The sequence below is a fragment of the Halodesulfovibrio oceani subsp. galateae genome, from assembly GCF_055397225.1.
Genome location: NZ_AP042453.1, coordinates 1,581,332 through 1,603,476, shown reverse-complemented (window position 1 = coordinate 1,603,476; position 22,145 = coordinate 1,581,332). Strand labels below are relative to the sequence as shown.

The following is a 22,145-nucleotide window of genomic DNA, read 5'->3' as shown; positions in this document are numbered from 1 at the left end:
TTTGAAAACGTAATTGGGAAGCGTTATGCACATTACCTGTCCAAATTGTTCTACCAAGTTTAGTCTTCCAGATGAAATGTTCAAAGATGGAGCTCAGGCTCGTTGCACAGTGTGCGATGAGGTCTTTCCTCTTATCCAAACTCCAGAGCACGATGTTGAAGTAGAACCCCAAGAAGAAATTGCCTTCTCTGAATCGCCTGAAATGGAAGAGACCATTGCCCCTGAGGGCAACTTGGATGCTCTTATTGGTGATGAAGGTACATTTGGGCTTGGCGAACCTAAGAAGAAGGAAAAGAAAAAATCCGGTAAGGGTTGTCTTATCTTTTTCTTGATACTCCTTCTGTTGGGTGGAGCTTGCGCCGGTGCATGGTTCTTAGCACCAGACCTGGTCAAGAGTTTCCTTCCTATGGAAGAGAAAGCGCAGAATGTTCCTGCTGCTGCAGCGAACGATGTTTCCCGAATTTCACTCAAAAACATTAGTCAGTATTACATTACGAATGAGAAAATCGGTCAGATTTTTGTTATCGAAGGTGATGCAGAAAACCGTTTTGGTGTTCCTAAGGAACTTATCAAGGTTGAAGCAACGTTGTATGATGCAACCAACATCTCTATTGCCAGCCAGCAACAGCTTGGTGGCTCCGGTGTTTCTTTATTCCAGCTTCAGGTTTTAGCTAAAGAAGAGCTTGCTGATGCTCTGAATAACAAGGTTGAGATTTTAACAAACAACACTAATGTCATGCCTACTAAATCTGTCCATTTTATGGTCGTATTTTACGATCCTCCTAAAGGTGTCGCAGAGTTTGGTGTGAAAGTTGTTGAAGCTAAAAATCCTCCTGTTCAGTAGTATACAGTGAAGACTCGCGAAATATATATATGTTCCGCCTGTGGAGCTTCTGTTGCACAATGGCGTGGACAATGTCCGAAATGTAAGGAGTGGAATACACTTGAGGCCCGCACTGTTTCGAAAGAGCAGGCCAAAAGGCGTGGTTCCACTCCTTTAGTACCTTCAGGTTCTGCCATTATTCCTCTCAGAGATGTCAAAGAGGATGAGCATACCCCGTTCGGAACGGGAATGGCTGAGCTTGATCGAATTCTTGGTGCCGGTATTGTGCCGGGAGCTGCGCTGCTAATCGGTGGCGAGCCTGGTATTGGCAAGTCAACTTTGCTGCTGCAAGTGGCAGGGGGCGTTGCTGAATCAGGTAAACAGGTGTTGTATGTTTCAGGTGAGGAATCACTTGGACAACTTCGCGCTCGTGCCGCTCGACTTGATGCGTTAGATGAAAATTTAACGGCTATTTCTACTTCCAAGTTAGATGATGTTTTACCTGTTCTGGAATCCTCAAATCCTCCTGATTTGTTGATTGTGGACTCCGTGCAGACTGTGTCGTCTCTGCGTGTGGAAGGTTTGCCGGGTAGTGTTACGCAGGTGCGTGCCGTTTCCATTGAGCTTATTGAAACATGTAAGCGTGTAGGCGTTGCACTGTTACTTGTGGGACATGTTACCAAAGATGGGCAACTTGCAGGACCTAAGCTTCTTGAGCATATGGTTGATACTGTAATTTCCATTGAAGGTGACCGCAGACAAATGTACCGCATGATGCGGGTTATCAAAAACCGTTTTGGGCCGAATCAGGAACTGATTGTTTTTGAAATGGTGCATGACGGTATGCAGATTGTCGATGACCCTTCAACATACTTTCTTGGTGCACGTGATCCGGAGCTTTCCGGAACAGCTGTTGTTATGGCTGTCGATGGACAGCGTCCTTTTGCTGTTGAAGTTCAGGCGCTGGTGAGTCGCAGTTATCTTTCTATTCCACGTCGTACAGGACTTGGTTTTGATGTGAACAGACTGCACTTGTTGCTTGCCGTTTTAGAAAAACGGTTGCGTTTGAATTTTGCAGAAGTCGATATCTACGCAAAAGTCGGTGGCGGAATGAAACTGCAAGACCCGGGAATGGATCTTGCGTTGATTGCGGCTGTTCTTTCTTCTTTTTATGACCTTCCACTTCCCTCTAAATCTGTATTATGGGGAGAGGTCGATTTGAACGGACAGGTTCGTCCTGTAGCTTCGCATGACATTAGACAGCGTCAGGCTTCTAGACTTGGCTATCGTCCTATATTATGTCCTGAGACAGAGCCGGAAACTGGACTGCGCACCATTGTTCAGTTGCAGGAAGCTCTTTTCAGTAAAAATGGATAGTAGCTTGTATTTAAATTTTATTGCTTAGATGCTTTGGTATGCAGCCATGCACCAAAATCTCTTTGAGAGTTTTGGTGTTTTTTTTGCCACTTTTTCTGTGATTTCTCATGGTTATGACGGACGAAAGTGTATAGTGTTACTTCCCCAAGAAAAAAAGGCAAAATGTAATGTTAGATGACATACATATACAGGGTGACGGCGTAGCTAGTTACCAGAATCAATCAGAGATGGCTGTTCAAGCTTCTGCTGATGGTCAACTGTGCACAATGTATTATGTGCGACTTACGTTGCAATCTGACCTTACAAATGAAACTCCGGCTTCTATTTTTGCTGCGCATGAAGAGCAGGGAACAATATTTTATTTGCCAGAGCTGACTGCGTTACCTGCGCTTGATGAATACACAACAGGTAAGCGATATTTACAGTATCACGTTTTAATCATTACGCCTCTAGAGTGCGATGTTGAGGCGTGTAGTACCGTGTTTGACTCACTTGGCTCTGCAGAATCTGTTCAGTTAGGCGTAATAGGCATTAAGCATAGCAAGGATGCTACCTCCGTTTTTTCTCAATATTTCTTGTCAGCTGTAGGGCGCGGCAGTGCCGATTTGATTGAAGTTTCAGAGGGGCTACAGGAACTTTTAGAGCCGTTGTTGGTAGTACAGGACTCTGCACTCGGCTTGAAAGAGAATCCAGAGGATACATGCAAGTCTGAAGAAAGTACTGTACCTCAAAGTGCTCCCCGATCTGCAATTGAGAACGTGGTGGCAGTTGATTCTCTTATTTCTGAGGCGCAGGCTGAAGTGTCCGCTTCTGTAATTGAGTCTTACGATTCAGACTCTGTATCGCCAATGTCTGAACTGGAGTTTTCGCTTAATGCTCCACGCGGCATTGACTCTGCCGCTGAGGTAGATCTTTCTGTTGAAGCTTCGAATGGAAGTAGCGCTCAATATATTTCCAAAGTTTGTGATCATCTGGTTCCATTGGAAGAGAACAACTCCCACAGTATTTCCTGTTTTGAGTGGGGAAAGTCGTCAGCTCTTGATTCTGAGAATTGTTTGGCAGATGATGCGCATATATCAGACTACTTTTCATGTAAAAAAACAGCAGACACCAATGACCTAAGGTCAACGCAACAGGAAGATAAGCTTAATAGACTTATTTCCCGTGTGAGTGAGTTGTCCGGTATCCAGTCTAAATTGTACGATTATGCTGTCACACAGGAAGATGATCTTCTCCGCAGCATGGCAGATGAATTTGACAGGCTATACTGTGTGCTACGCGATTCGGCACTAGAGTTGCGTATGGTTTCAATAGAGCCATTGTTGCATTCTGTGAAAGATTGGCTTGAAGATGCAGCTCAGTCCGTTGGGAGGCAGTTACAGCTGACCCTTCAAGGTGCTGATGTTCAAGTGGATGCAGTTGTTGCTGAGGCTGTAACTGATGCGTTAGCAACATATTTTTCTGCGAGTGTTCTTTCTGTACTTACCGATACTGAATTCGAATCTATTTCTCTTACTGTGGAATATTCAGGTACAGATGTTCTTTTGTTTATAGATCACTTTGGTTGTGGTGGTCAGGGCACAGAGCAAAATCTTCAGATTTCTGAGGCATTACTTGGGTTGCAGGCAGAAATGTTGGCGCTGCATGGTGCTATGGCTGTTGGCTATAATGATCAGGGCAGAACGAGCATTAAGGTTAGTTTCCCTGTTACTCAGGCAATGATTGAAGGGCTTGTTGTACAATGTGGCGACGAGCAATATATTGTTCCGATGAATCAGGTTGCAGAGTGCGTTGATTGCAGTCCTCGTATGGGAGTAGAAGCTAAAGAGAACAAAGTGGTTCTTGGCGGTGAGTCTGTCCCTTATGTTCGACTCCGAGAGTATGTTGATTTGGATGGTAAGGCAGAGCATGAGCAATGTATTGTGATCCAATCATTATCTGGTACTTTCGGCTTGATTGTGGACGGAGTGGTGGGAGAATTACAGGCAGCAGTGAAGCCAGTTGGTGCTCTGTATAAGAATATTGAAATGATTTCAGGTGTATCTGTGAAAGCTGACGGTGTTCCGAGCCTAGTTGTGAACCTTCAGCACTTACAAACAGTTGCAGATTGCCTGATTATAAATTAAGAAAAGACACGACTGTGTATTCAAACAGTTTTGTAAAAATTTATTTTTTGCAAAAAACAAGCGTTAATCGCTTAACCAAGTATGGTTCCTAATAAGCGTAGACACTGGCGAAGCTGTAGTGTAGAAACCGCACCACAGCAAGAAGAACGAAAAGTTCTTTTAAAGCACAGTTATAATCATATTATAATAAAAATAACTATTAAGAAGGGCGTAATATGACTACTCCAGATGGTGCAATTTTACAGCGCGACAAAGAAACTTATGCAATCGTTCCACGTACCCCAGCAGGTATGCTTACTCCAGATGTTCTTGAGACCATCGCATACGTCTGTCGTAAGTACGAAGTGCCGATTATCAAAATTACTTCCGGTCAGCGCATGGCTCTTGTTGGCATGAAAGAAGAGCAGGTTGAACCAATTTGGGAAGAGCTTAAATGGAAAGTAGGCCGCGCTACTGAGCTTTGTGTTCACTATGTACAGGCATGTCCTGGTACTGCAGTCTGTAAGCTCGGTGTGCAGGATTCTCTCGGGTTCGGTCTTGAACTTGAAGAAACCATGTACGGCAAGCCATTTCCTGCAAAAGTTAAGTTTGGTGTATCCGGCTGTCCAATGTGCTGTGGTGAAAGCCGCGTGCGCGATATTGGCCTTGTTGGCACTAAAAAGGGTTGGGAAGTTATCGTTGGTGGTAACTCCGGTCCTCGTCCTCGCATCGGTGATACGCTTGCAAAAGATCTCACTCAGGATGAAGCTCAGGCTCTTATTGAAAAATTCCTCGACTACTACCGAGAAAATTCCGGTAAACGCGTGCGTATCTCTAAGTTCGTAGAAAAAGAAGGCATCGACGCGATTAAAGAAGCTCTTTTATAGTTTCTTCCGAATAATAATTAAAGAAGCTCAAAGATATGCATTTCTTGCAGGTCTTTGAGCTTTTTTTTTATTAAGAATTAGAGGGTGGTTGTACGACTGTTACGTCTTCTTGTAGAATAAGTGCTTCTCCGGTGAACTGCTCTAATTTGGGAATAAAGCTTTGAATGTTCTCTTTTGTGTCGATAATTTGTATAAGAAGAGGGAGATCTTCTGAAATACGCAAGATGCCCACTGAATGTATCTTTTTGTCTCTGCCGTAACTGTATAATCCACGGAAGACGGAAACTCCTGCAAGGTCAGCATCCTTTGCTTGTTCCATAATTACTTCGTAGAGACTTTCTCCTTTGAACTGGTCTTTTTCGCTAATGTAAATACTGAGCCGCTGTACGGTTCCTTGTAAGTGATGCATTGAATTCTCCTATATAAGCCTGCCAAGAGCGAGTCCAAATTTAAGAAGGATAACTCCGGTGATAATTTGCCCTACAACATTTAAAAGAAAGTATGGCCACTGCGCAGAGTCAAGTAGAGCTGCTGATTCAAAAATGAATGTAGAGAAGGTGGTAAAGGCGCCCATAAAGCCGGTAAGAATTATTACACGGAATTCAGGCGAAAGAGAGAGTCTGTCTTGTGCATATGCCCAGATGAGGCCGAACATGAAGCAGCCGATGATGTTGACGAGGTATGTGCCTATTGGAAAGCTGATGTTTATAGCACGTTGAAATACTCCTGAAAGTAAGTAACGGCTTAAACTGCCAAGCCCTCCGGCGCAAAACAATAGAATGATTTTTGTCATGCTGTTTCCTTGATTATGATAACAAAAAATCTGGAAGTTACTATATGGCGTTCGAAATTGAATTGAAATTTATACATGTTGACCCTTCATTGTTGCGCGAAAAACTATCAGCACTCGGTGGTTTGTGTAAAGGAAGACATCTGGAGCGGAATGTTGTTTTCGACACACCTGACCGTGGCATGAAAGATGAGGGCAAGTTGTTGCGACTGCGGACAAAACAATGGAAAGGTAGTCATGAGACAGTTCTTACATTGAAACTTCCGCCGAAAGGTGACATGCCTTTAGATGTAAAAATATACGATGAACGCGAAACAAAAGTTGAGAGCTTTGACGGAACGTATGGTATCCTCGAAGGGCTCGGGTACAATGGAGCCTTCCGCTACGATAAAATGCGTGAAGAGTGGACGCTTGATAATGTAGAAGTTTGCATAGATGAACTTTCATTCGACACTGTTATTGAGTTGGAAGGCGAGCGCGATGATATTTTTGCGTTAGCGGACAAGCTGGCCCTGCCACTGGATAATTCGTCTACTGCGACTTATCACGAATTGCACAGAACATATCGAGAACGTGAAAATCTTGCTCCGCAGAATAGTTTTTATTTTTCTGATGAAGAGTGTCAGCAGCTGCTGAAAGACCTATAGAGAAGGCAGTAAGTGGGTAATAAACCCTATGTGTGGGTTGTCATTATCCATATCTGACATTAACAATACTATTACATGTAATGGATTCATTATGGCTGAACATCATAGACCTGATTTCGATTCTGACATTCTGCTTGAAGAAGAGCTAAAAGAGCCTCGTAAGTTTCGAGTGCTCATGCATAATGATGACTATACCACAATGGATTTTGTCATTTTAATCCTTGTAGAAGTTTTCCGAAAGACCACTCAACAGGCAACACAGGTTATGTTGAATATTCATGAAAAAGGTGCCGGAGAATGCGGGGTGTACACTGCAGAGGTTGCTGAAACCAAAATTGCAATTGTCCGTGCCCGCGCAAAAGAAGCTGGATATCCTCTAAAATGTTCAATGGAGGAGGTATAATATGCTGAGTATACATCTGGAACAAGCTATTGCTAATGCTGTCCACGAAGTACAGGAACGAAATCACGAATTTTTAACCCTTGAACATCTTCTTTACGGTATTGCACAGGAAGACCAAGGGTACTTTATTCTGGAACAGGCCGGTGCAGATGTGCCGTCATTGTTAAACAGAGTAGAAGTATTTTTCTCTTCACATCTTGAGCCATTACCGGAAGATGTTCCTACAGAGATTATTCGCACAATAAGCGTGCAGCGAGTGTTACAGCGCGCAGCCATGCAGATGCAATCATCCGGACGGGATGTTGTTGAAGTTGGTGATGTGCTGGCAGCGATCTTTGAAGAAGAAGATTCGTACGCTCTGTACTTCCTGCGTCATATGGAAGTGACCCGTTTAGACATTCTTGAAGTTGTCTCGCATGAGATGGACGGAAGCGAATGGGCAATGATGGGTGAAGAGGGTGAAGATGAGTCACGCACAGATTCTCTTAAAGAGTTTTGCGTGAATCTTACCGAAAAAGCTAAACAGGGTGAGATTGACCCGCTTATTGGTAGAAAGGTAGAGCTCGAGCGCACAATTCAAATCCTCGCCCGCCGCCGTAAGAACAATCCGCTTTTCGTTGGTGAGCCGGGTGTGGGTAAAACCGCATTAGCAGAAGGTCTTGCCGTTCGTATTGTTGACGGTAATGTTCCTGAAGGCTTCCATGATGCACATATCTATGCTTTGGATATGGGATCACTACTTGCTGGTACTAAATACCGCGGGGATTTTGAATCTCGTCTTAAAGGTGTCATTCAGGATCTCAAAAAGGTTGAAGGTGCTATTCTCTTCATTGATGAAATCCACACAATTGTGGGTGCAGGTGCGACCACAGGTGGTTCTATGGATGCGTCCAACATTCTTAAGCCTGTACTTGCCAGCGGTGGAATCAAGTGTATTGGCTCTACTACCTATGAAGAGTACAAGAACCATTTTGAAAAAGATCGCGCACTGTCCCGTCGATTCCAGAAGATTGATGTTCCGGAACCGACCAATGACGAGTGTATGTCTATTTTAAAAGGTCTTAAGCCTTATTATGAAGAGCACCATGGTGTACGTTACAGCCAGCCTGCAATTAAAGCAGCGGTTGAGCTTTCCGCACGGTACATCACAGAACGTTTTCTTCCTGATAAAGCTATCGATGTTATTGATGAAGCCGGTGCAGCATTTCGTCTGCATGGCACACATCGTAAAAGTAACACCATTACCGCGAATGACATTGAACGTGTTATCGCAAAAATGGCACGCATTCCTGAACAGCGTGTGTCCACAGGTGACAAGCACAAACTGTCTGGTCTGGTAGATGATCTCAAAGGTGAGGTTTACGGACAGGACAAGGCTGTGGACGTCGTAGGAAAGGCTATTCTACGTAGCCGTGCAGGGTTGGGTAGAGATGACCGTCCGACTGGTTCATTTCTTTTCTATGGCCCTACCGGTGTTGGTAAAACAGAGCTTGCTCGTCAGCTTGCAACACAGCTTGGTGTACAGTTCCTCAGGTATGATATGAGTGAGTACATGGAGAAGCATGCGGTATCCCGTCTTATCGGGGCGCCTCCTGGCTACGTAGGCTTCGATCAGGGTGGTCAGCTTACAGATTCTGTACGCAAACACCCACATGCTGTTGTGCTGCTTGATGAAATAGAAAAAGCGCACCCAGACATTTTTAATATCCTTTTGCAGGTTATGGACTATGCAACACTGACCGACAACTCTGGTCGTAAAGCAGATTTCCGTAACATTATCCTGATCATGACATCCAACGCTGGTGCTCGTGAAATGGCAGCTAAATCCATTGGGTTTGGTTCTCAGGGCAAAGTCGATGTGGCGCAGCGCGGTTTAAAAGCTGTAGAGCGTACCTTTAGTCCAGAATTCAGAAACCGTCTTGATGCAATGGTTCCTTTCCATGGTCTCGGAGAGTCCATTATGGAACGTGTTGTAGACAAGTTTGTGGCTGAGCTGGAAGAGATGCTTAAAGCCAAGCGTGTGCGGATTGAATTAACAGATGCAGCGCGGAAGCGACTTGCAACTAAGGGCTACGATACTGCCTTTGGTGCACGGCCAATGCGTCGAGTTATTCGTACAGGTCTTGAAGACGCTATTGCGCATGAAGTTCTCTTTGGCGACTTGCAGAAAGGCGGCATAGCGACCGTTGATGTTAAGGATGCGAAAGTACCGCAAGATGCAGATGATCTTGGTTTGAGTATGACTTTCTTACCGCTGAGTTCTAAAAAGAAGAAAGCGTAACTAGATAGGCTGGCTGTGGTGAGACTACAACTGAATTGAGGCTTATTGCCTGTCGGTGGATAGAGACGTTGTCTTACATCCACAAGGAGAGGCTCCTCTCTTCTTTTAGCAAAGTAAAAGAGGCAGACGTCGTTTCTAGTCTGCAGCAAGTCTGTGTTTTCGCTATGAGTTGTGCCAAAAGGTAATTTTTCAATATAGAAATTATGACAGTATACTTACTTTCAGATGATGATGTAGCCTTCCCCAATCCTGCGTTAGCGGATGGGGAAGGCCTTCTTGCCGTTGGTGGCGATTTGCGTATGGAGCGTCTTGTTAACGCATATGCCAATGGTATTTTCCCTTGGTACGATGACGACTCCCCCATCCTTTGGTGGTCACCAGACCCACGGTTTGTTCTGTATCCTAAGAATCTGCACATTCCACGTAGTTTACGCCGTGTTGTTAACTCGCGTAAGTTTACCATTAAGATCGACACGGCTTTTGAAGAGGTTATGAGGAACTGTGCGACATCGCAGCGTCCAGATGAAGAAGGAACTTGGATTGTCGAAGAGATGATTCAAGCCTACTGTGAACTGAACGAAGCAGGACTTGCACACTCTATTGAAACATGGCGTGATGATGAGCTTGTAGGCGGCTTGTATGGAGTTTCTCTAGGCAAGGTGTTCTATGGCGAATCCATGTTTTTCAAAGAGTCAGATGCGTCTAAAGTTGCTTTTGTATGGTTAGCTCGACTGCTCGTTGCGGCGGGGTTCGAGATGATTGATTGCCAGCAGGTAACTGACAACCTAGAGCGGTTTGGCGCGGTCTCCATATCTCGTGAAGAGTTTTTAAACACACTTCATGAAGCGTTGGATGCATCGACCATTCAAGGGCAGTGGACGTTTCCTGAGGAATTTTTTCCGTTATAAATAAAAAAGCCCGGCTCTAAGGAGCAGGGCTTTTTTATTTCACGTCAGTGGTTTTATTACCTTACAACATTCTAGATAACATTAGGTTCATGCTGGTCTAGGTCATAGAAGGCTCTAAAGTTAAACTCTAGTGGATATCCGGGCATGTTGTCGAATCTAATAAAGCCCATGCTTTTACCTTCTGGTATGGAGGCAAGGGGCATGGTACCTTGCGGAACAGGGAATGAGAGCGGGGCGACAAAAATACCTTCAAGTCTGGTGTGATATCGTTCTTCGAGGTAGCCGGTAATGGCTTCTATTTCCTTTTGGGTAAAACTTTCAAGTACCATTTGTTTGGTCTCTTCGAGTGTTCCACTCAGGTGCGGCTCGAGTCGATACTTCTCACAGTCTGTATCAATACATTGATGTAGATTTGTGGCTTGTAGTTCAGCTTCAGGAATGTCAGAACGAAACAGATGCGCCTGCACATGTTTACGCCCTTTGAAGCTGCGTATGATGACATACATAGTGTATATTCTGTCAGTGGGTTCGTTACCGAGAGCAGATACAATTTCTTTCTGCATATGGTTCCCTCCGCGGAAAATGGAATTCTCTATATCTTTGTATGTTATGCGATTGTGGATTGTGCCGCAACTAAGTGATTAATTTTTGTGTAAAGACGTTTCGGGTAGGCTTACGTCGAAAACTATTTAAGAATGCCCTTAGCGTTTTGCTATTTAGCAGTAGAAGATACTATACGAGGAAGTAATGCAGGATACGCTGTTTACATTAGAAACTTCATTCACCCCGCAGGGTGACCAGCCACAAGCCATTGAAGAGCTGACAACCAACTTGGAGCAGGGCGTGCAGGATCAAATTCTGCTCGGGGTTACCGGTTCCGGTAAAACCTTTTCTGTTGCACAAACCATTGCCCGAGCCCAACGTCCAGCGCTTATTCTTGCGCCAAACAAAACGTTAGCAGCTCAGCTCTACAACGAGTTTAGAGAATTGTTCCCTCACAATGCAGTTGAATACTTTGTGAGTTACTATGACTATTATCAGCCGGAAGCATATGTTCCGTCTTCAGATACATATATCGAAAAAGATTCATCCATCAACGACAACATTGATAAATTGCGCCATGCTGCTACCCATGCACTGCTAACTCGTCGTGATGTAATCATTATTGCCTCAGTTTCCTGTATTTATGGTCTTGGTTCACCGGAGTACTATGCAAAGTTAGTTATTCCAGTAGAAGTTGGTCAGTCCCTTTCTATGGATGAAATAATCACACGACTAGTCGAAGTTCAGTATGAACGTAACGACTATGACTTCCACCGTGGCACATTCAGGGTGCGTGGGGATGTGTTGGAGATTATTCCAGCGTATCATCATGAAAAAGCGCTGCGAATAGAATTTTTTGGAGATGACATTGATGCTATGCATGAGATTGATCCTATTACTGGGAATATTCTCGGAAGCGTTGGGAAGACTGTTATCTATCCAGCGAGTCACTATGTTTCTGATAAGGACAACTTAAAGCGTGCTGTTTCGGATATTCGTGATGAACTTCAAGTACGTCTTGCGGACTTTAAGGCAGGAAATAAGCTTGTAGAGGCGCAACGTTTAGAACAGCGTACAATGCTTGATCTCGAAATGATTGAAGAGATGGGGTACTGTACAGGTATTGAAAACTATTCACGCCACTTGGATCGCCGCAAAGAGGGTGATCCTCCAGCATGTTTGATTGATTACTTCCCTAAAGATTTCTTGCTCTTTATTGATGAAAGCCACATCTCGGTTTCGCAGGTGGGCGCAATGTATAAAGGTGACCGCTCGCGTAAAAGCACTCTTGTGGATTTCGGTTTCCGGCTTCCTTCTGCTTTGGACAACCGTCCTCTTGAATTCAAAGAGTTTTTGGAACGTATCGGGCAGACTGTATATGTTTCGGCAACACCCGGAAAATGGGAACTGGAACGTACTCAGGGGCTTGTTGTTGAACAGATTATTCGTCCGACCGGTCTGGTTGATCCACAGCTTGAAGTACGGCCTACGAAAGGCCAAATGGAAGATTTGCTAGGCGAGTGTAAAAGCCGCATTGCTAAAGATGAGCGTGTACTTGTTACAACTCTTACAAAGCGTATGGCTGAAGATCTTACGGAATACTTTAAGAGCATGGGCGTGAACACCCGTTATCTGCACTCAGATATTGATACGTTAGAGCGCATGGCAATCATTCAGGCGCTACGCAGAAAAGAGTGTGATGTGCTTGTCGGAATTAACTTATTGCGAGAAGGGCTTGATATTCCCGAAGTTTCTTTGGTAGCAATACTAGATGCGGACAAAGAAGGCTTTTTGCGTTCAGTCGGTTCACTTGTTCAGACCTTCGGTCGTGCAGCACGTAATGCCAGCGGTAGAGTTATCATGTATGCTGATAAGATAACGAAGAGCATGAAGGCTGCAATGGATGAGACGGAGCGAAGGCGCGAAAAGCAAGAGGCTTATAACGTAGAGCATGGTATTGTTCCGCAAACAATTATGAAGCGTATTGATACGCCATTTGATTCCATTTCTTCTTCAGCAGAAGCAGAGAAAGATAAGAAGAAGAAAGGCATATCAATTTCACAGGATATTGAACACGACCCTAAAAAGTTGGCTAAAATGATAGCCAAGCTTGAACGCGCGATGCGTGAAGCAGCAAAAGAATTAGAGTTTGAGAAAGCTGCTGAATTACGAGATCAAATTCACATCCTGCGGGAACATCTGCTCGAAACTGGTTAACCTGGGGAAATACATGAAGTTGTTTTCCAAGTCTTTTATTGTCCGGCTGATTCGTCTTCGAAATCAGTTAGGAGTTTTCTGGCCTCTTATGGTCAGTCAGATATCCATACTCGGTGTCGTTGCACTGGCTGTCTACGGCTATATGGAGCTTGAAGGTTGGTCCATGTCAGACGCTGTCTACATGGTCGTTATTACACTCTCTACAGTAGGTTTTGGTGAAGTTCAGCCTCTTTCCACTGAAGGGCGCATACTAACTTCATTTCTTATTTTGGCTGGTGTAGGTAACTTTGCTTTTCTTCTGGGTGCGTTTTCCCAGTTGTTGGTAGAAGGTAAGTTTTTTCATTTTATCGGGAGCCGCAGAGTGCTTAAAACAATCGCCAAACTTAAAAATCACTGTGTTGTTTGTGGCTATGGTCGTATTGGTTCTGTAGTAGTGGATGAGATTATGGCGGAAGCACAGGACGTCGTTGTTATCGAAAATGATCCAGAATCAGTAAAAATTCTTCAGGAAGAGGGTATTCTGTACATTGAAGGGGATGCTACTTCTGATGACGTATTGGCTCAGTCAGGGGTGGCAAACGCTAAGAACCTGATTACAGCGTTGTCTGAGGATGCAGCGAATGTATATGTAGTATTGAGTGCTCGTGAGATGAGTCAGGATGTAAACATTGTTTCCAGAGCCAGTTCACATCAACGTGTGAGTAAGCTTAAGCAGGCGGGAGCGAACTCTGTTATTTTGCCAAACCATATTGGTGGATTACGTCTTGCTCAGTCCGTTCTGCGCCCGACCGTGACAAGCTTTATGGAGCTTGCTTACGGAAGAACCACAATGGCTATTCAGATGGAAGAGCTTACAATAGGTGAGAAATCCTCTCTTGTAGGTAAGGATCTTATCCAGTCAGAACTCCGTCCGAAGTTTAACTTAATAGTCATTGCCATTAAGAAGGAAGGTCAGGATATGGTCTTTAACCCTGATGGTCGCACTGTGCTGGAAGCTGGCAATACTATTATCGCTGTTGGAGCTCAAGAACAGCTCGAAGAGTTCGCAACGCTTTTATAAAAAGTTTTAAATTTCAATATGTAACGTTTTGTTGAATGCTGGGATTCATGGTTGTTTATATGTATAAACACAAAGTGGAAATGGCATTGTAATCAATACAGATAATGCACTGTTTTTTGATGAATCTATATTTATGAGTGTAGAATAGTATGGTATATCACCGTATTCTACACTCATTTTTTGTATGTAAAAAAGCATCAAAAATGAGGGAATCTCCTACTAAGCGAGGACAATGGGCTGGACAAGAAAGAGTAAGAAAAGTATCCAGCGGTTCTAAAAAAGATTAGCCCACAGGGCCTATTGCCACACTGGCATATAGAGCCTTTAGGGCTGAAACTCTAAGATTTCGTTAACAAGCTGTAAGCCTTCTTACACAGATAAAATAAGGTGTCGTATGTCTGATTCTACCATGTTGTCTCTTAATGAAGCTCAAGAACGAGTACTCCAGCTCCGTAAGGAACTCGAGCATCATAGTTATGTGTATTACGTTCAGGATGCTCCTGAAATTACAGATGCTGAATATGATGTTTTGTTTCGAGAGTTGAAAGGACTAGAAGAAGCATACCCTGAACTTCTGACTTCTGACTCCCCGACTATGAAGGTTGGCGGAGAAGTGCTCCCAAGCTTACAGTCTCAAGATCACAGCTTACAACTGTATAGTTTGGACAACGCATTCAACGGAGAGGACTTTATTGCGTTTGTAGAGCGCATTAAGCGTCAGCAACCAGATGCAGATTTGTCCTTTTGGATTGATCCCAAGATGGATGGGCTCGCTATGGAGATCATTTATGAAAATGGCTCCTTTACTGCTGCGTTAACTCGAGGTGATGGAACCACTGGTGAGGTTGTCACTCATACAGTGCGTACTATTAAGAACGTACCATTACGTCTGCGTGGAAAAAACGTCCCAACTCGTCTGGAAGTTCGTGGTGAAGTAGTTATTAGACGAGACGCGTTTTCTAAGCTGAATGAGACTCAGCGTAAATACGGTAAGAAGGTTTTTGCTAATCCGCGTAACGCTGCGGCGGGGTCTGTTCGTCAGTTAGACTCATCTGTAGCAGCAGCTCGTCCTCTAATGTTCCTTGCTTATGGAATAGGTATTGTGGAATGGGGGGATGAAGGGCAGGAGTGGACTACACAAGAAGCAATCATTAATGGATTGTCTGACCTTGGCTTTACTGTACCGCAGGATGCACAGCTTTGCGAAAGCCCAGAAGACGTAAACGCCTTATTTGAACAGTTAGGTGAGAAGCGTGACACACTGCCATTCGAAATTGACGGTATGGTAGCAAAGCTGAATGATCTTGAGTTACAAACAGCGCTTGGGTTTACAGCAAGGTTCCCTCGTTGGGCAATCGCATTTAAGTTTCCTGCACAGCAAGCCGTTACCAGACTGGAAGAGATTACCATTCAGGTTGGCCGTACAGGCGTATTAACACCTGTTGCTGTTTTAGATCCCGTTGAAGTGGGTGGCGTTGTTGTATCCCGTGCAACACTTCATAACGAAGACGAGATTCAGGCAAAGGGGCTTATGGAAGGGGATATGGTTATCGTTCAGCGTGCTGGCGATGTTATCCCTGAAGTCGTTCGCGCTTTGGTAGAAAAACGTGACGGCTCAGAAAAAGAATTTACGTTTCCAAAAGAATGTCCTGTTTGTCATACCGATGTAGTGCGTGAAGAGGGTGAGGCTGCATGGCGTTGTATTAACGTTACATGCCCTGCTGTAGTTAAACGCTCTGTTTCACACTTTGTTTCTAAAGCTGGTTTGGATATTCAGGGTGTAGGTAAAAGCTGGGTAGAGAAGCTTGTAGACAAGGGGATGGTTAAACACCCTGTTGACCTATTTGAAATAAAGCGGCTTGACCTTATGCAGTTTGAAGGCATGGGGCCGGTTTCTGCTCAAAAGTTTGTAACCGCACTTGCAGATATTAAAAAGTCAGCTCCCTTGTCCCGTTTTATCTGTGCACTGGGTATTCGACACGTTGGTGAACAGACAGGGAAGGTTTTGGCAAAGACCTATAAAGATTTAGATGCGCTTGCGCTTGCAAACGTAACAGAACTCCAAGAGCTTCCAGACGTCGGAGCAGAAATTGCTGAGTCTATAGTCGACTTCTTCGATAACGAAGCCAATAAGGCTATGCTGGAGCGTTTTAAAGCCATTGGACTAGATCCTAAGCAAGAGGAAACTGTAGCAATTGATGAGGACCATCCGTTTGCAGGTAAAACAGTTGTCTTTACCGGTTCACTTACAACAAAGCGTGCCGATGCTAAAGAAATGGCGGAAAGCGTAGGGGCAAAGGTTGTAGGGAGTGTTTCTAAAAAGCTTGATTATCTGGTTGCAGGTGAAAAAGCTGGAAGTAAGCTTGCAAAGGCAGAGCAACTCGGGATAATAATTTTGACGGAAGATGAATTCTTAGCAATGCATAAGGGTGAGTCTTCAATTCAGACTGTGGATTCTAATGCTGTGGCGGCAGCAGATGAGACCCCTTCAAGTGTCACAGAACCATCACAGGATACTGCGAATGAATCTGTTGCAGATAAAGAAGAGAGAGAAGACGTTGCGGCGGAGCTCGCCGTTATGACAGAAGCTGTTTCTTTAGACGAACCTGTAGCAGAAGAGAATACTGTAGAACCTGCGAAGGAAGAACCTTCTCAAGAGAAGGAAGATACAGAGAAGAAGGATGAAACAAAAAAGAAAAAACAGTCAGCAAATTCATCAGAGCAACATAGCCTGTTTGGATAATTGCTGGCAGTCTTCCGCATTCAATACATTTTGAATGGACAAGGCACGAAAGTGTTTAAGGAAGAATAACCGTCGTACATTCGGAGGAATGACATGAGTGTATCTATAGTTGTAATGGGTGCTAATGGTCGTATGGGTACAACAATTGCGCGAATGGCGCAGGATAGTGACAAATACGAACTTGCAGCTGTTGTTGAACGTAAAGGACACGAAGGCCGTCTTGATTTTTGGGGCTGTGAAGTTTCAAATGATCTGGATGATGTTCTTGGCAAGCTTGATAAGGCCGTTGTTATCGATTTTACCATTCCTGTTTCAAGTCTGGAAAATGCTAAGATTGCGGCAAAACATAACACTCCGATTGTAATGGGTACTACTGGCTTTACTAACGAAGAGCGTGCGCAACTTGAAGAGTTGGCCAAAACATCTCCTATGTTTTGGGCACCAAATACAAGTGTAGGCGTATATGCCCTTACTCAAATTTTGCCTGAGCTTATCAAAATCCTCGGTGAAGACTACGATCTTGAAATGGTTGAATTACACCATAACAAGAAAAAGGACTCTCCAAGCGGCACGGCTATGCGTCTTGCAGAATGCCTTGCAGAAGCTAAAAAATGGGATCTTGATGAAGTTGCCAACTACCATCGTGAAGGTATGATTGGCGAACGTCCTAAAGAAGAAATCGGTATTCAGACAATTCGCGGCGGTGACGTTGTGGGTGTGCATACTGTATACGCAATGGGCCCGGGAGAACGCATCGAAGTTACACATCATGCGCATTCTCGTGAAACCTTTGCGGCAGGTGCACTTCGTGCTGCTTACTGGCTTGCAGGACGTGAGGCAGGAAAACTTTATTCTATGTCGGATATTATCTAATGAAAGTAGCGCTTCTTCAGCTGAACCCTGTTGTGGGTGATGTTTCTGGCAATATTAACAAGATTGCCGAAGCAGTAAAAAAGGCTGCAAAAGACGGAGCACAGCTTTGTGTGACTCCTGAATTATCTGTATGCGGGTATCCTCCACGCGATTTGTTATTGCGTCAGGATTTTATTGACGGCTGTCAGGACTCTCTCAGCGCACTTGCTGTAGAGTTGAAAGACATGCCTCCTACCTTAGTCGGTGTGCCTATTCATAATCCGGATAGTGTAGGCAAACCTGTGTTTAACGCTGCCGCTTTGTTGGCAAATGGAACATACTCCATTGTAGCGCATAAAACACTGCTTCCTACCTATGATGTTTTTGACGAAAACAGATATTTTGAGCAGGGAAAACTACGCGGTCTTGTGACCATTAATGGACGTAAAGTCGGCGTAACAATCTGCGAAGATATTTGGAACGACAAGTCCTATTGGAAGAACCGCAGGCAGTATACGCAAGACCCGCTCGGGGCACTTGTTGAAGACGGCGCAGAACTCATTATCAACCTTTCTGCATCACCATTTACCCTCGGTAAGCAGTTTGTACGTGAGCAGATGCTTTCATCTATGGTTTGTCATTACGAGATTCCGTTCTTGTATGTTAATCAGGTTGGCGGCAATGATGACCTTATTTTTGCAGGCAAAAGTCTTGCTTACGCTTCTGACGGCACACTCATTGGCAAAGGCAACTCTTTTGAAGAAGACATCATTCTTGTGGACTTCGAAGCCAAATCGGGTCGAATTGCGCATGAAGATGCTCGAGACGAAGCACAGGCATGGCAGGCACTGGTTCTTGGAACCCGTGACTACGTGCACAAGTGTGGTTTCAAGAAAGTCGTACTTGGTCTGTCCGGAGGAGTCGATTCTGCTTTAACGGCGGCCGTTGCGGCGGAGGCTCTCGGTTCTGAAAATGTTATCGGCGTACTCATGCCGTCACCATATTCCAGTCAGGGCAGCATTGACGACTCTCTTGATCTTGCAAAGCGTCTTGGAATCCACACAGAGACAATTGAAATTGAACCAATGCTTACAGCATTTCTTGGTTCACTTAATCCAGTCTTTGATGGTGCAGATACAGATGTGACTGAAGAGAACCTTCAGGCTCGTATTCGTGGTAATTTACTTATGGCAATGTCTAATAAATTTGGCGCATTGCTTCTTACTACGGGTAACAAGTCTGAATTGGCAGTAGGTTACTGCACCATCTATGGTGACATGGCTGGTGGCTTAGCTGTTATTGCAGATGTGCCAAAGACACTTGTGTGGAAAGTTTGCCGTTGGGCAAATGAGAACTGCGGCGAAAAAATTCCTGTTGAGATCATCGATAAAGCTCCGTCTGCTGAATTGCGTCCGGATCAGAAAGATTCTGATTCTTTGCCGGAATACGAAGAGCTTGATGCTATTCTCCGTAAGTACATTGATGAGCGTTTGGGAAAAGAAGCGATTATTTCGCAGGGACATGCTCGGGAAGATGTTGAGCGAGTTTTGTGGCTTGTAAAGATTTCTGAATTCAAGCGCAGACAGGCTGCTCCGGGTTTACGCATTACCGACCGAGCTTTTGGTACAGGTTGGAGAATGCCGGTTGCGAGCCGAGTAAATCTTCCGTAGCTAGACAAGAAAATACAAATAAAAAAAGCGTGAGTCATATGACTCACGCTTTTTTTTATTCACTAACTTCTAATCGAACTCGCTGGCTGTAATACGCGGCGTTTTCACCAATGTCGGTTACGTGGGCTTCGACAATAGTGTTGGCGCATCGGTTGAACATCATCCAACCACCACGGCGTACGATAATCGCTTCTTGGTGTACTGAAGGGTCAGCTACAGCCTGCACTCGCAGTTTTCCAATGGAGGATACTATGTATGCCTGACCATCCGGTTCAATATTGTATTGCTTAAGAGTTGCAGGGTGTACATAGGCTTTTAACTGCTCTTGCTGTTCCTTTGCCGGAATCTGCGAATGCTCATAGTCTTTGTTAATAAGAGACAGCAGTGAGAGAGGAAAGTCTACGTTTATCTCCGGCTCGTCATGTAATGCAGACTCAGGTAAACAATATTTACCGTCTGAATGACCGAATTGAAGGTTTTTGAAGGCTACTGCCGGTCTGTCTGTTGGCAGAAACCCTTGTTGCCGGATCTTTTCAAGTGGATTTTTTGTAAGGTTAGTAATTTCTTTTGTATCGAGTGCTTGCGCCAAAATACTATCTATCTCAGGAAACGGAATAGATAGGCGATTTGCTAAATCTCTGATGATGTCATAGTCCGCGCGAGCTTCGCCCTTCGGTTCGAATACTTTCGCACTATATTGAATATAGTTGTGGAAGTAAGAACCGAGAACATCTTCCCGCTCATAAATAAGTGCACAGGGTAGAATTATGTCCGCACGTTTTGCGGTGTCATTCATAAAAGCATCCACAACGACAACCATGTCGATTGTACTGAATGCTTGTGTCATCTTTGTTGCTTCCGGTGTCTGGTTGATGGCGTTTGTGCCGTCACACCAGAGAAATTCGATGTCATTAGCATCTAAAATTTCATCAGCAAGCTTTGGGGTAAGTAATTTGCGCGAGGTTTTGCTGCCGGAACGCCAGCTCGAGTCAAAATTTCTGCCTGTACTGACTCCACCGTAACTACCGGCACCTTTTTGTCCAACGTTACCGGAGAGCATACAAAGGGCGTTAATATAGCGGACATTTTCTCCACCATAGATATAGCGTTGTAGACCCCACCCTATGATACTTGAAACAGCAAAATTTTCTTTGCCGTAAATTTCGACAAGAGTGGAAAGCTCGGTTGAACTAACCCCACACGCGTCCAGTAATTGTTGCTCATCGAGTGTTTTGATGAAACGAACAAACTTTGAACTGTTTGAAGTGCGATTAAGGATGTTGTCAGGGATTCCTTGGTTTGCGAGGCGCCTGATGACTGCAGCAGCAAGATGACGGTCAGTACCCGGTCTAATTTGAATATGCAGATCACTGACATGTATTCGCATACCTTCTTCAGGAGAAGCAGGAGATATGCTGACTATTTTACAGCCTTTGTTTCGTGCATCTTTTAAAAGCGTAGTAGTGTGGATGGATGAACGCAGGACATCTCGTCCCCAGTTTATGATACAGTCGGCATTGAGAAGTTCTGTGTGACTATTCTGATCGAGAGCGCCGAAATCAAGAATGCATGATTCCATAATTGCGTTGTCACATAGCGCCCCTCGAGTTCCAGAGGCACCGAGCTGCCCGAATAGGTAGCGACTCGTGTCTGCGAGCACTCCATGGAATCCGTAGCCGCGAACATGAAGCATACGGTCAGGAGTGTTTCTTAGCGTAGAAATTTTATCAACAATTGTTGTGAGAGCTTTATCCCATGATACAGGAACAAAGGTTGACCCACTGCGCATAAGAGGGGTTGTGATGCGGTCCGGTGCGTTTATGCGCGCAAGGGCGTGCTTACCCTTTTTGCAGGTGTACCCCTGTGTTATTGGATGTGCAGGGTTGCCTTTGATCGAATGATTACCATGCTCGTCGGTTGTAACAATTGTAGAGCAACCGTCTGGACAGTCCAACGTGCATGCAGAAATACGTTCCATTTGTGCTCTCCTTTAGGGAGTGTTTCTACATTCTAAAGTTATTTTTTGGGAGTTGTATAAATAGCTATGGTGTTAACTGGCAATGGATATTGGTCTAACATTGTTACGTTAGTATCTCATTTAATTTTATTGCAGTATTTTCAAAAAAGATTTTGCTAAGAGGTTGGAACATAGCTTTTAAACGAAAAAAAGCCGGAAAGATCCGGCTTTTTTAAATTGCTAAGATGCTAAGTCTATTGAGCGTGCAATTTTGTACCCGGAATGATAGGAATATTATTCTCAGATAAAATTTCAACGGCTTGATCTGTTTTATCAAAGCGGAAAATCAAAGTTGCGTTTGTACTGCCTGGCATAACAAAAGCGTACATGTATTCAACGTTGATACCATTGTTACCAAGAGTATCAAGGATGTGGTTTAATCCGCCCGGCTTGTCTTCAACTTCCACTGCAACAACATTGGTTTTGCCAACAGTGAAGCCTTTATCTTTTAATACGGACTTTGCCTTTTCACTATTATCTACGATAAGGCGCAAAATTCCAAAGTCCGTTGTGTCCGCGAGCGAAAGGGCTCGAATGTTGATGCCATTCGTTGCCAGTGTGTTAGTAACTTCTGCAAGGCGTCCGGCCTTGTTTTCCAGAAAAACGGATATTTGTTCTACTTTCATGAGGATTGCCCCTTATTGTCTTCAGATACATAGAGATATACCCTATTTCTAGCATTTGAAGTTGTAGTGGGCAATATTTAATACAACTTTGTCAAAATTAGGTAGTAAATGATCGTTTTTTGAAGAACACCGCACCGAGGAAAGTCACGGGTTGTGCTGTTTTTCACACAATTTCTTACTTGCCAGTACCCAATTG

18 protein-coding genes are annotated in these 22,145 nt (G+C 44.3%); 13 read left to right on the top strand and 5 right to left on the bottom strand.

What is annotated here, in order from left to right; translation table 11 throughout:
- Positions 1-25 precede the first annotated feature (25 nt).
- The 4 genes from ACZ5V1_RS07045 to ACZ5V1_RS07030 all read left to right on the top strand — a co-directional run bounded on the left by ACZ5V1_RS07045 (position 26) and on the right by ACZ5V1_RS07030 (position 5,192).
- Positions 26-844: a DUF3426 domain-containing protein gene (locus ACZ5V1_RS07045; protein WP_464391257.1), complete on the top strand. Its 819-nt coding sequence runs from the start codon at positions 26-28 to the stop codon at positions 842-844.
- 6 nt (positions 845-850) lie between these two features.
- The gene (radA, locus tag ACZ5V1_RS07040; protein WP_464391256.1) at positions 851-2,200 is read left to right on the top strand and encodes a DNA repair protein RadA; all 1,350 of its coding nucleotides are present in this window, start codon (positions 851-853) and stop codon (positions 2,198-2,200) included.
- Between the two features lie 167 nt (positions 2,201-2,367).
- Positions 2,368-4,326: a chemotaxis protein CheW gene (locus tag ACZ5V1_RS07035; protein ID WP_464391255.1), complete on the top strand. Its 1,959-nt coding sequence runs from the start codon at positions 2,368-2,370 to the stop codon at positions 4,324-4,326.
- 215 nt (positions 4,327-4,541) lie between these two features.
- A complete protein-coding gene (locus ACZ5V1_RS07030) occupies positions 4,542-5,192 on the top strand; it encodes an NAD(P)/FAD-dependent oxidoreductase (protein ID WP_464386444.1) in 651 nt (216 codons plus the stop codon).
- Positions 5,193-5,262: 70 nt separating this feature from the next.
- On the opposite strand, the gene ACZ5V1_RS07025 is transcribed toward ACZ5V1_RS07030, so the two are convergent.
- A complete protein-coding gene (locus tag ACZ5V1_RS07025; RefSeq protein WP_464391254.1) occupies positions 5,263-5,601 on the bottom strand; it encodes a DUF190 domain-containing protein in 339 nt (112 codons plus the stop codon).
- A gap of 9 nt (positions 5,602-5,610) precedes the next feature.
- Positions 5,611-5,985, bottom strand: coding sequence for a fluoride efflux transporter CrcB (crcB, locus tag ACZ5V1_RS07020; RefSeq protein ID WP_464391253.1), 375 nt, complete (start codon positions 5,983-5,985; stop codon positions 5,611-5,613).
- 44 nt (positions 5,986-6,029) lie between these two features.
- Between crcB and ACZ5V1_RS07015 the strand changes: the two genes are divergently transcribed.
- The 4 genes from ACZ5V1_RS07015 to aat all read left to right on the top strand — a co-directional run bounded on the left by ACZ5V1_RS07015 (position 6,030) and on the right by aat (position 10,221).
- A complete protein-coding gene (locus ACZ5V1_RS07015; protein ID WP_464391252.1) occupies positions 6,030-6,629 on the top strand; it encodes a class IV adenylate cyclase in 600 nt (199 codons plus the stop codon).
- Between the two features lie 91 nt (positions 6,630-6,720).
- Positions 6,721-7,032, top strand: a complete 312-nt coding sequence (locus ACZ5V1_RS07010) for an ATP-dependent Clp protease adaptor ClpS (RefSeq protein ID WP_160711345.1) — start codon at positions 6,721-6,723, stop codon at positions 7,030-7,032.
- 1 nt (position 7,033) lies between these two features.
- On the top strand, positions 7,034-9,313 hold the full coding sequence (gene clpA / locus ACZ5V1_RS07005) for an ATP-dependent Clp protease ATP-binding subunit ClpA (protein WP_464391251.1): 2,280 nt from the start codon (positions 7,034-7,036) through the stop codon (positions 9,311-9,313).
- 203 nt (positions 9,314-9,516) lie between these two features.
- Positions 9,517-10,221, top strand: a complete 705-nt coding sequence (aat, locus tag ACZ5V1_RS07000) for a leucyl/phenylalanyl-tRNA--protein transferase (protein ID WP_464391250.1) — start codon at positions 9,517-9,519, stop codon at positions 10,219-10,221.
- A gap of 71 nt (positions 10,222-10,292) precedes the next feature.
- Here aat and ACZ5V1_RS06995 read toward each other — a convergent pair whose 3' ends face one another.
- Entirely contained in the window at positions 10,293-10,784 is a 492-nt protein-coding gene (locus ACZ5V1_RS06995) for a hypothetical protein (RefSeq protein WP_464391249.1), read from the bottom strand.
- A gap of 184 nt (positions 10,785-10,968) precedes the next feature.
- Here ACZ5V1_RS06995 and uvrB point away from each other — a divergent pair, with 184 nt between their 5' ends.
- The 5 genes from uvrB (at position 10,969) to ACZ5V1_RS06970 (ending at position 19,306) form a co-directional block, all read left to right on the top strand.
- Positions 10,969-12,981 (top strand): excinuclease ABC subunit UvrB, encoded by a 2,013-nt coding sequence (gene uvrB / locus ACZ5V1_RS06990; RefSeq protein ID WP_464391248.1) that lies wholly within the window; start codon positions 10,969-10,971, stop codon positions 12,979-12,981.
- A gap of 13 nt (positions 12,982-12,994) precedes the next feature.
- Positions 12,995-14,041, top strand: coding sequence for a potassium channel family protein (locus ACZ5V1_RS06985; RefSeq protein WP_464391247.1), 1,047 nt, complete (start codon positions 12,995-12,997; stop codon positions 14,039-14,041).
- 394 nt (positions 14,042-14,435) lie between these two features.
- Positions 14,436-16,784, top strand: a complete 2,349-nt coding sequence (gene ligA / locus ACZ5V1_RS06980; RefSeq protein ID WP_464391246.1) for an NAD-dependent DNA ligase LigA — start codon at positions 14,436-14,438, stop codon at positions 16,782-16,784.
- Positions 16,785-16,877: 93 nt separating this feature from the next.
- Entirely contained in the window at positions 16,878-17,657 is a 780-nt protein-coding gene (gene dapB, locus ACZ5V1_RS06975; protein WP_464391245.1) for a 4-hydroxy-tetrahydrodipicolinate reductase, read from the top strand.
- Complete coding sequence (locus ACZ5V1_RS06970) at positions 17,657-19,306, top strand: NAD+ synthase (protein ID WP_464391244.1); 1,650 nt, start codon at positions 17,657-17,659, stop codon at positions 19,304-19,306. Before dapB ends, ACZ5V1_RS06970 begins: the two co-directional genes overlap by 1 nt.
- 55 nt (positions 19,307-19,361) lie before the next feature.
- Here ACZ5V1_RS06970 and ACZ5V1_RS06965 read toward each other — a convergent pair whose 3' ends face one another.
- Together ACZ5V1_RS06965 and ACZ5V1_RS06960 are read right to left on the bottom strand one after the other, a co-directional pair.
- Positions 19,362-21,284, bottom strand: coding sequence for a molybdopterin-dependent oxidoreductase (locus tag ACZ5V1_RS06965; protein WP_464391243.1), 1,923 nt, complete (start codon positions 21,282-21,284; stop codon positions 19,362-19,364).
- A 233-nt stretch (positions 21,285-21,517) separates the two neighbouring features.
- Positions 21,518-21,949, bottom strand: a complete 432-nt coding sequence (locus ACZ5V1_RS06960) for an ACT domain-containing protein (protein WP_160711365.1) — start codon at positions 21,947-21,949, stop codon at positions 21,518-21,520.
- Between the last annotated feature and the right edge of the window lie 196 nt (positions 21,950-22,145).